The 9,450-nt window shown below is 70.9% G+C and carries 9 protein-coding genes and 1 pseudogene; 6 read left to right on the forward strand and 4 right to left on the reverse strand.

Going from position 1 to position 9,450, the window contains the following annotated elements; translation table 11 throughout:
* Positions 1-11 precede the first annotated feature (11 nt).
* A pseudogene (locus ACN6LD_RS41210) lies at positions 12-260 on the reverse strand (helix-turn-helix domain-containing protein); the annotation flags it as partial.
* 117 nt (positions 261-377) lie between these two features.
* Between ACN6LD_RS41210 and ACN6LD_RS41215 the strand changes: the two are divergent.
* The 3 genes from ACN6LD_RS41215 to ACN6LD_RS41225 all read left to right on the forward strand — a co-directional run bounded on the left by ACN6LD_RS41215 (position 378) and on the right by ACN6LD_RS41225 (position 2,686).
* The gene (locus tag ACN6LD_RS41215; protein WP_319187841.1) at positions 378-629 is read left to right on the forward strand and encodes a hypothetical protein; all 252 of its coding nucleotides are present in this window, start codon (positions 378-380) and stop codon (positions 627-629) included.
* A complete protein-coding gene (locus ACN6LD_RS41220) occupies positions 629-1,006 on the forward strand; it encodes a fic family toxin-antitoxin system, toxin component (protein ID WP_319187839.1) in 378 nt (125 codons plus the stop codon). The genes ACN6LD_RS41215 and ACN6LD_RS41220 overlap by 1 nt, the downstream gene beginning before the upstream one ends.
* Before the next feature lie 147 nt (positions 1,007-1,153).
* A complete protein-coding gene (locus ACN6LD_RS41225) occupies positions 1,154-2,686 on the forward strand; it encodes an MFS transporter (RefSeq protein WP_319187838.1) in 1,533 nt (510 codons plus the stop codon).
* 23 nt (positions 2,687-2,709) lie between these two features.
* Here the strand turns inward: ACN6LD_RS41225 and ACN6LD_RS41230 are convergent, their stop codons facing one another.
* Together ACN6LD_RS41230 and ACN6LD_RS41235 are read right to left on the reverse strand one after the other, a co-directional pair.
* The gene (locus tag ACN6LD_RS41230; RefSeq protein ID WP_319187836.1) at positions 2,710-3,954 is read right to left on the reverse strand and encodes a GNAT family N-acetyltransferase; all 1,245 of its coding nucleotides are present in this window, start codon (positions 3,952-3,954) and stop codon (positions 2,710-2,712) included.
* A gap of 131 nt (positions 3,955-4,085) precedes the next feature.
* The gene (locus ACN6LD_RS41235) at positions 4,086-5,780 is read right to left on the reverse strand and encodes a dolichyl-phosphate-mannose--protein mannosyltransferase (protein WP_445045839.1); all 1,695 of its coding nucleotides are present in this window, start codon (positions 5,778-5,780) and stop codon (positions 4,086-4,088) included.
* 324 nt (positions 5,781-6,104) lie between these two features.
* On the opposite strand from ACN6LD_RS41235, the gene ACN6LD_RS41240 reads away from it, so the two are divergent.
* Positions 6,105-6,452 carry a PRC-barrel domain containing protein gene (locus ACN6LD_RS41240; protein ID WP_319187833.1) on the forward strand — a complete coding sequence of 116 codons (348 nt, stop codon included), beginning with the start codon at positions 6,105-6,107 and terminating at the stop codon, positions 6,450-6,452.
* Positions 6,453-6,587: 135 nt separating this feature from the next.
* Here the strand turns inward: ACN6LD_RS41240 and ACN6LD_RS41245 are convergent, their stop codons facing one another.
* Entirely contained in the window at positions 6,588-6,779 is a 192-nt protein-coding gene (locus tag ACN6LD_RS41245) for a hypothetical protein (protein ID WP_445045840.1), read from the reverse strand.
* A gap of 298 nt (positions 6,780-7,077) precedes the next feature.
* On the opposite strand from ACN6LD_RS41245, the gene ACN6LD_RS41250 reads away from it, so the two are divergent.
* Together ACN6LD_RS41250 and ACN6LD_RS41255 are read left to right on the forward strand one after the other, a co-directional pair.
* Positions 7,078-8,427, forward strand: coding sequence for an acyltransferase family protein (locus tag ACN6LD_RS41250; RefSeq protein WP_319187831.1), 1,350 nt, complete (start codon positions 7,078-7,080; stop codon positions 8,425-8,427).
* 228 nt (positions 8,428-8,655) lie between these two features.
* Complete coding sequence (locus ACN6LD_RS41255; RefSeq protein ID WP_319187829.1) at positions 8,656-9,420, forward strand: LamG domain-containing protein; 765 nt, start codon at positions 8,656-8,658, stop codon at positions 9,418-9,420.
* The last annotated feature ends 30 nt before the right edge of the window (positions 9,421-9,450 follow it).

The following is a 9,450-nucleotide window of genomic DNA, read 5'->3' on the forward strand; positions in this document are numbered from 1 at the left end:
GCGGCGACCTACCACACCACCGGCACGTGCCGGGCCACCACATCGTGCTTGTAGTTGTAGAAGGCCGCGGTCACCGCACCGGCCCCGACGGGGCCGAGCGCGGCCGCGCGCGCGGCGAAGTTCACGGCCCGGGGATGGGCGATGCCGAGGGCGCCCAGCTCCCGCTTGAGGTCGGGCGAGAAGTAGTGGGCCGCGTGCAGCGAGTTGAGCGGTGACTGGCAGCGGCGGCCGGCTCGCGGTTCGAGGGTGGCAGTAGTCATGCCCGGCACGCTACCGACCGGTCGTTATGCGTCCGCCGCCGGGGACCGGACCGCAGGGGTGGCGAGCCTCGCCGGCAGGGCCGGACGGGGTGTGGTAACGAGTGTTACCATGCCTGTATGGCGAAGACACAGCTGGGTGCGCGCGTGGACGAGGACGTGGCGGAACTCGCGAAGAAGCGCGCCGCCGATCTGGGGCTGAGCGTGGGGGACTACCTCGCCCGGCTCGTCCAGGACGACGCCAGCGGCCTGCGCGCCCGTGCGGTGGACGCGGCTGCGCGCTTCCTGGCCGAGCACCAGTCGGTCTTCGACGACGCCGAGGACGCCGAGCATGCTGCCCGGCAGACGTCTCCCGGAGCGCGCGCCGCCTGATGGACCTGCACATCGACGTTCCGTGGATTTTGCAGGTCGCCGAGGCCGCCGGCGCGAACGACCCGGCCCCCGACGACTACGGCGTCCCCGTCTCCGCGGTGGCCCGGCACCGGGCCGAACTGTTCGAACAACCCGTCTACGACGGCCACTACGCCAAGGCCGCCGCGCTGGTGCACACGCTGGGCCGGTGCCGCTGGCTGGAGCGCTCCAACATGGCGGTGGCCGCGGCCACCGGCGTCATGTACCTCGAGGCCGCCGGCATCCCCGTCAAACCCGCCCGCGAGGACGCCGTCGCCCTCAAGGATCTGCTCCTCGACCCCGCCTGCACCGCCGGAAGCATCGCCGCACTGCTGCGGACCTGGCCGACCGCCACCTGAGCCTCGGGCGTCGCTCGGACGCGGCGATGTGGCCGCGGTCACCGCATGAGCTGTGTGAAAGGGGGCAGCTGCCTCTATACGCACAGAAGTCACCCAGTGCCCAACGCCGCGCACGGGTCGCTCACGCACGACGGGTAAGGAACTGCAGTGGCTGACGTACAGACCGGGGGGCAGCCCCAACCATCCGGGTCCGGGGAACTCCGCACGGCAGGTCTGCCCGCCCAGGTCCGCCAGGACCTGACGCGCAGGCTGAAGCGGAACAAGCGTCCCTTCCGCGACGAGGACGTGCAGGTCGTCGAACCGCCCCTGCTGCGGCGAGCGGTGGGCGCCTCGGCGCTCGGCAACTGCATGGAATGGTTCGACTTCGGCGTCTACAGCTACCTCGCGGCCACCATCGGCAAGGTCTTCTTCCCCGGGGCGTCGCCCGCGGCGCAGGTGATCTCGTCCTTCGCCACCTTCGCGGCGGCGTTCGTCGTACGCCCGCTGGGCGGCCTGGTCTTCGGCCCGCTCGGGGACCGCCTCGGACGGCAGAAGGTGCTCGCCACCACCATGATCATGATGGCGGTCGGCACCTTCGCCATCGGCCTCATCCCCAGCTACGCCACGATCGGCATCGCCGCGCCCGTCCTGCTGCTGCTCGCCCGCATGCTGCAGGGGTTCTCCACCGGCGGCGAGTACGGGGGCGCGACCACCTTCGTCGCCGAGTACTCGCCCGACCGCCGTCGGGGCTTCCTCTCCAGCTGGCTCGACTTCGGCACCTTCGTCGGCTACGCACTCGGTTCCGCTCTGGTCACCGCCCTGAACCTCGCCCTCAGCGACGCGCAGATGCTCTCCTGGGGCTGGCGCATCCCGTTCCTGATCGCCGGCCCGCTCGGAGTGATCGGTCTGTACATGCGGCTCAAGCTGGAGGAGTCGCCCGCCTTCCAGCAGCAACTCGACGAACACGAGCAGAGCCTGGCCAAGGAGTCGGCGGGCACCGAGTTCAAGACCATCGTCAAGGACCACTGGCGCGGCCTGCTCATCTGCACAGGCCTGGTGCTCCTCTACAACGTCACCAACTACATGGTCACGGGCTTCCTGCCCACCTACCAGACGGAGACCCTCGGCCGCTCCAGCACGTCCGCGGACGTCCTCGTACTCATCGGCATGATCTGGATCGTGCTGCTGATCACCTTCCTCGGCAGGCTCAGCGACCACGTCGGCCGACGCCCCCTGTACGGCTACGCGGCGGCGGGCATGATCCTCCTCGCCGTTCCCTCCTTCCTGTTGATCAAGATGGACGGGACCTGGCCGCCGGTCTTCGGCGTGCTGATCCTGTCCACTCTGCTGGCGTGCTTCGCCGCGCCGAGCGCCGCGACGCTGCCCGCGCTGTTCCCGACGGCCGTCCGCTACGCCGCGATGGGCATCGGCTTCAACTTCGCGGTCGCGGCGTTCGGCGGCACCACCCCGCTGGTCACCGAGGCGCTCGTGAGCCTCACCGGAAACGACCTGATGCCCGCCTTCTACCTCATGGCGGCCGGCGTCATCGGGCTGGTCACGGTCCGCTTCCTGCCCGAGAGCGCCCAGGTGTCCCTGCACGGCTCCCAGCCCATGGTGGGATCCAAAAAGGAACGCCGCGAACTCATCGCCACCTCGCAGGAGCTGTACCGCGTCGGCCGGGAGACGGCCGGCCGGCGCTGATGCGCCTGGAGGCGGGCGCGCCGTCAGAACCAGTGCAGGCAGTGCGGGGCGCGGTCGGCGCGGAACAGCGCGTCGGCGAGGGCGGCCGCGCCCGGGGTACGGGCCCGGATGTGCCCGGCGCGCACCAGCGTGCTCGGGGCGGTGCCGCCGAGGTAGACCGAGCCCAGGTCGCTCACGTCCAGGGACAGGTCGGGCTCCCGGTCCGTGGGGACGCAGTCGGCCTTGCCGTTCTCGACGGTCAGCAGGTAGCGGCCGCGCTCGCCGAGGAAGGGGTCGTCGACGTCCAGGACGAGCTCGCCGTCCATGAACCAGCCGCGAGCGGTCAGCGCACGCGGGACGTCCAGCAGCCGCACCCAGAGCCAGTCGGTGTCGTCGCTGACCCGGCCCGCGCGGAAGTCCGTGAACTGCCAGCGCAGCGGGTGCCCGGGCGGGAAATGCCTGAACACCACCTGGGAGACCAGGTCGTGGCCCAGTGCGAACCGGGCCAGAGCCGTGAAGACGGCATCGTCCACGGCGATGATCTCGTCCACCGTCAGGGTTTCGGGGTCGCCGACCGCGTAGCTCGCGTACCCGTCCGGGACGCCGTCGGCGTCCCGGTGGACGGCGACATGACGCGCCGCCGGAGCGATCGGGGGCTGCCCCGCACCCAGGGCCCACCAACGGTGCGGCCGGGACAGCGCGCCGGGCTGCGCGCGGCGGTACCGGTCGTACACCTCTTCCAGGATCTCGCCGCACTCGGCGCGCCGCAGCACCTCGAGCGAGCCGGTGTCCGAACCGGTCGGCGAGCCGGTCGCCGGACCGTCGGCCGCTGCGCGCGCCCGCGGGAGGGCGAGGGCGCCCTGGTGGCGCGGCACGGTCAGCCGCTGCGTGTAGGTCGCGGGCCCGTAGCCGAACCGGCGGTAGATCAGGGCCTCGGAGGCCAGCAGTACGGAGAGGAACTCCCCTCGGCCCCGCAGCTCGGCGAGCTGATGGCGCATCATGGCGCTGAGCACGCCCTGGCGCCGGTGTGAGGGCAGGACCCCGACGGCGCTGATTCCGGCGGCCGGCGCGACGATCTCACCGGGCAGGGTGAGCTCGAAGGAGTACGCCGCGGCCGTGCCGACAGGCCGCCCGTCCGCCGTCACGGCGAGGAGGCCGCGGTCCAACTCCAGTGCCGACCACCAGACTCCGCGCCCCTCGGTCGAGGCCTCCGGGAAGCGCCCGAACGCGGCATGGAGCGTGTCGACGAAAACGTCGAGGTCCTGGTCGTTCGTAGGACGGATCTCCATCGCTGCCGCTGCCTCCCCGTGACGTCGACACCACGAGTCATGGCGTCCCGCCACAGTGCAGCCGCCACCCATCGCCAGGTCAAGCCGATTAACAGCCGGGCGCCCGGACCGGACCGGATCGGCGCGGGGGCTCATATCCAGGTGTCGAGCCACATGCGGGCGTGCCAGTCGGCGTACGGAATGGTCAGCCCGGTGTAGATCGGGAAGAAGTAGATGAAGTTCCAGGCGATGAGCAGCACCAGCACGCCTGCGGCGACCGCGCCCCAGGTGCGCCGCCTTTCGTCGGCGCCCGGCGGACCCATCAGCGCGCCCAGCGTCATCGCCACGGCCAGGCACAGGTACGGCACGAACACGACGGCGTAGAAGGCGAAGACCGTCCGGTCCTGGTAGAGGAACCACGGAAGGTACCCGGCCCCCACCGCGCACAGGACGGCGCCCGCCCGCCAGTCGCGGCGCAGCGCCCACCGGAACAGCAGATACACCAGTGCGCAGCAGGCCGACCACCACAGCAGCGGGGTGCCCAGAGCGAGAACCGCCTGCGAGCAGTCGGACGCCGTGTGGCAACCGTCCCGGCCGGCCTTCGGCGACTGGTAGGAGAACAGCACCGGACGGCCGAGAACGAGCCAACTCCAAGGATTGGACTCGTACTTGTGGAAGGTGTCCAGTCCCACGTTGAACCGGTAGACGGCGTGCTCGTAGTGCCAGAGGCTGCGCAGGGGGGCGGGTATCCACGACCACGTGCCGCCGCGACCGTCCGCCCAGTGCCGGCCGTAACCGTCGTCGGACAGGAACCAGCCGGTCCAGGTCACCAGATAGGTCACCACGGCGACGGGAACGAGGGACAGCAGCGACCAGCCGAGATCCTTGCGCACCACCGCGCGGTACGGGCGGTGGGCCCCCGCTGTACGGCGGGCGCCGACGTCCCACAACACGGTCAGGACGACGAAGAAGACGAGGAAGTACAGGCCGTTCCACTTCGTCGAGGCCGCCAGTCCCAGGAAGAGGCCGGCTGCCAGGCGCCACGGACGCAGGCCCGTCCCGGCTCCGGCAGCGGCGTCCTGGTCCGGTCCGGTGCGGCCGTCAGGCCCCACCGGCAGTGCTGCCGCGAGCCGCGCCCGTGCCCGGTCCCGGTCGATGAGCAGGGCGGCGAAGGCCGCCAGCACGAAGAACATGACGATGAGGTCGAGCAGAGCGACGCGGCTCATCACGAGGTGCAGGCCGTCCAGCGCCATCAGGACGCCGGCCAGGCATCCCAGCACCGTCGAACGGAACAGACGCCGTCCTGCGCGGCACAGCATCAACACCGACAGCGTGCCCAGTACCGCCGTCATGAAGCGCCAGCCGAACGGATCGAGACCGAACGTCCCCTCGCCGAGGGCGATCACCCACTTGCCCGTCGGCGGATGCGCGACGAACGCGCCCGCGTCGCTCAGGGGGATCGTCTGCGGGTCGGCCAGGATCTGCGGGTCGGCGGACTTGCGGTCCGGCCAGGTGCCCTCGTACCCGAGCCGCAGCATGGCCCACGCGTCCTTGGCGTAGTAGGTCTCGTCGAAGACGAGATCGTGCGGCCGGCCGAGGCGCCAGAAACGGATCACCCCGGCGAAGAGCGCGACGAGCACGGGACCTGCCCAGCCCGTCGCCTTCGCGGCACGCAACGCCCGAACGGGGCTGAGACCCAGGCGCTCCCAGGCGCGCGTGCCCGGCTCCGGGAAGGGCGGAACCAGACGCTTACGGACGTCGCTCGGGGGACGTGCCGCATACCCGAACAGGCGCAGACGGTCGGTCCAGTCGCTGGGCGCGGTCGTCGAGCGCGTGCCGTCGAGCATGGCGGTGAGGTGGTCCTTCGAGAGTGGGCCGGTGGCCGCCGGTCGCTGGTCGGCCGACGGGGCTTGGGGTGAGCCCGGAGGCTAGCAGCAGCTCACCGACGACGAACGCCTGCATCCCGAACTGCCCCCGCCGCACGGTGTCGAAGGACGGACGGCCGGACGCGGACGGACGGGCGGACGGGCGAGTGGACGGGGTGGTGAAGGCAGGGGACTTGAGGTTGTCGGCGGGCTCATCGGGGATCTCGTCGTCCGTCGGTACGGCCCCGCACGTCTGCGGTGCACCTCAGCGGGCACCCGAAGAGCCAGGACGACAGGGAGGACATCGTGAGCGAACACGGCGCACACCGCGTGCCGACCGCGGGCCACACCGCGGACGACGACCTGACCGGATACCAGGTGGACGCCACGGACGGTCACCTCGGCAAGGTCAGCAAGTACTCCAGGGATTTGGGCCCGCGGTTCCTGGTGGTGCACACCGGCCCCTGGGTTCTCGGCAAGGACGTGGTGATCCCCTCGGACGCCGTCATGGGGGTGGACCACGACGCCCGCATCGTGCAGTTGTCGAGGACGAAGGCGCAGGCCAAGTCCGCGCCCGTCTTCGACGAAGCCACGCACCTGGGCGATCCGCGGCACCGCGACCAACTGGGCGGCCGGCACGGAGCCGGGCACTGACAGCCGCGCCCGCACCTCTCGGCGGGTGCGGGCCGCCGGTCTGGACGTAGGGCCGGACGGCCACGGTGACCGCCGTGTCGAAGACGTTCGCTCCTGCCGGGGACGGCAGTCCCAGGACCCGGTCGAGCACGCGGCTCAGGAGGCCGCACCCGCGGTGCGCGGGACGGCGAACTGCGCGTCCCGGGCGGCGAAGGAGACGATCAAGGGAGCCTTGGACACCACCCGGGTGGGATCGGTGTCCTTGAGCATCAGACGGATCGTGTCCTGGTCGCCGCCCACCGAGCAGCCCGATGCCGGCAGGACCGGCAGTCCGTGCGCCGGACCCACGGCGTGACTGCGGGCCGCCAGGGTGATGGGAGACGCCGGACCCGGCCCTGTCGACCACAGACGAACGGCACCCGAACATTCCGACGATGTGCACATCTGAATGCTTCGCCGGTTCGCCCGTTGAACGGCTGGGCGCGCCCCCGCGTACCAGTCCACTGCGGGGGCGCTGTGTCGTCCCGCGCACGGGAAGAGCGGGTCGGGGGACGTCCGCCGGTCGCGCCGACTGCGGCACGCGGCGACCGCGGGGCACGCCGGCGCGCGACAATGCGGTGTCCGAGGAAAGAGTTGAAGGATTTCAGTGGATTCGAGCCGTGCGGTCCGTAGCGCTCTCGCTCCAGCCGTCCCGCCGGGGCGGGAGAAGAAGGCGAGCGGGTCGCCCGTCCGCCGGCAGGTACAGGGCCTCGACGGTCTCCGGGGGCTGGCCGCCCTCTACGTGGTGCTGTTCCACTGCTGGTTGTACACCTTCCCCGGCTATCCCGACAGCTCGGCCCCCCGGTGGCTGGACGGACTGATGTACGGCCGCCTGGCGGTCGTCTTCTTTCTGGTGCTGTCCGGATTCTCCCTGGCGATCTCCCCGGCGCGTCACGGTTGGCGGTCGGAGGGCGTCGCCGAGTACCTGCGGCGGCGCGCCTGGCGGATCCTGCCCCCGTACTGGGCGGCGCTGTGCATGAGTCTGGTCATCGCCTGGTTCGTGGTGCCGGCTTCGCATTCCGGACCGCCCACCGGATGGTCGATCGTGGTCTACGGCCTCCTCGGTCAGGACGTCTTCACGGCGCCGACGCCGAACGGCGCGTTCTGGTCGATCGCAGTGGAGGCGGAGCTGTACGTCGTCTTCCCGCTTCTGCTGTTCGTGCGGCGCCGGTCGAGCGCGGCGGTGCTGGTCGTCCTGGTGACCCTTCCGGTGGTGGTCCGTGGCCTGATGGCGCCGGGCGGAACGCCGGTGGAGGGCGACAACTGGCTCGCTCCGCATCTCGCGCCCGTGTTCGTCGCCGGCATGGTGGGCGCCGGAGTCGTCGTCGCGTCGGACCGGGTGCGACGTCTGCCCTGGGGATGGTTCGCCGTCCTGGCCGCCGTGCCCGTTCTCGCCCTCGGCGTCGTCAAGGGTTCCGTGTGGACGCTGACGCACTACTTCTGGGTGGATCTCGCCGTCGCCCCCGCCATGACGATGCTGATCGTCGCCGTGGCCACCGGCAGACCCGCCGTTCTCGTACGACTGCTGACCGCACGTCCCGTGCGGGGTCTCGGTGAGTTCTCCTACAGCCTTTACCTGATCCATCTGCCGATCGTCCTGGCCGTCATCCGGCGGGTGGCCCCGCATTACGTGGCGCCGGGCCTGCCCGCCTTCTGGTTCACGATCGCCCTCGCCCTGCCGGTTTCGCTGCTCGCGTCCTGGCTTTTCTCCAAGCTTTTCGAGCTGCCTTTCAAGCGGAACAGATCCTGGAACTCCATGGTCGAAGCGGGGCGTTCCCACTGGGCGGGCAGGGGTGCGGGAAACCGTCGGCGGCTGTGGGGCGGGCAGGCTCGCGAGACCCGTCCGACCGACGAGGCCGGGACGAGCAGCACTCATTCGGCTCGGCCCATGGTCACCGTGCGAGCCTCGGCGTCGAGCTCGTCGAAGGACTGTTCCCAGGAGCCGCAGGGCCGGTGACGCCCCACCGGGGCGGCCCCGGTGGAGTCCTGACCACGCGCCGGTCGACGAACGGCGGAGGGCCATCGGGCCCCGCGCCGGCGGGCGGGTCTCCTACGCCCACGGGGGGACCGCCCGGGGGGACGGAAATCCGAGGTTCAGCCGAGCTGTTCACTCGTGCGAGTTGTCCTTGCCGCAGGATTGCTCGCCATCTGCATGCCGACGTCATATGCGGAGCAGCCTCCGCGCATGGACAATCCTGCATGCGACGGAACGCCGTCGGCAGAGGGGATCCGGTCCGGACCCGAGATCGTCTTCACGGCGGACTTCACCTCCACCCGTCAATGGGTGGCGGGGCGTTCGTGGGCGTATCCGAACGGCGGACCGGTCAACCCCGGTGACAACAAACTCGATCACCTCACCGCTGATCCCTCCTACAGCCGCTCGGGCACCTTCCGTGCCACCCGCCGCGCGGACGGCTTCTGGAAAACCGGCCTGCTCACCACGGAGGGGAGCGAGGAGGACTTCACCGTCCGCACGGGGGACGTGCTCGAGGCGCGGGTCAGGTTGCCGCGTGAGGTCGGCGCCTGGCCGGCCATCTGGACCTGGCGGGACGGCGGCCAGGAGATCGACGTCTTCGAGTACCACCCCGACAACCCCGACCTCCTGGAGCTGACCAACCACGTTCGCGGCGGCAACCTCTACTACCGTGACCCCGCCGTCCGCCCCGGAGCATGGATCGACCTGCGCGTCGAGTTCGGCTCCCGGTCCGTGGCCTGGTGGGTGAACGGCAGCAAGGTGTTCGCCGACCGCCGTGGCGTGGGACGTGCCTGGCACGCCTATCTCATCGTCAACCTGTCGGTCTGCGCGGGCCGCTATCACCCGGGGCCGGCTGCGCAGGTGAAGGAGTTGTCGTACGAGGTGCGGGACCTCGTGGTGCGGCGACCGGCCGCGCTTGTGGAAGAGGAGTCCGACGAACCGGAGGCTCTGGCCGGGGGCGACGGACCGCCGTGACGTCAATCTGCGCTGCGCTCCGCAGGAGAT

It is taken from the genome of Streptomyces sp. SAS_272 (genome assembly GCF_052543235.1).

Coding starts and splice junctions, on each gene's coding strand:
- ACN6LD_RS41255 (WP_319187829.1), top strand. CDS start 8,656: ATGGACAATCCTGCATGCGACGGAACGCCGTCGGCAGAGGGGATCCGG.
- ACN6LD_RS41220 (WP_319187839.1), top strand. CDS start 629: ATGGACCTGCACATCGACGTTCCGTGGATTTTGCAGGTCGCCGAGGCC.
- ACN6LD_RS41235 (WP_445045839.1), bottom strand. CDS start 5,780: ATGCTCGACGGCACGCGCTCGACGACCGCGCCCAGCGACTGGACCGAC.
- ACN6LD_RS41230 (WP_319187836.1), bottom strand. CDS start 3,954: ATGGAGATCCGTCCTACGAACGACCAGGACCTCGACGTTTTCGTCGAC.
- ACN6LD_RS41215 (WP_319187841.1), top strand. CDS start 378: ATGGCGAAGACACAGCTGGGTGCGCGCGTGGACGAGGACGTGGCGGAA.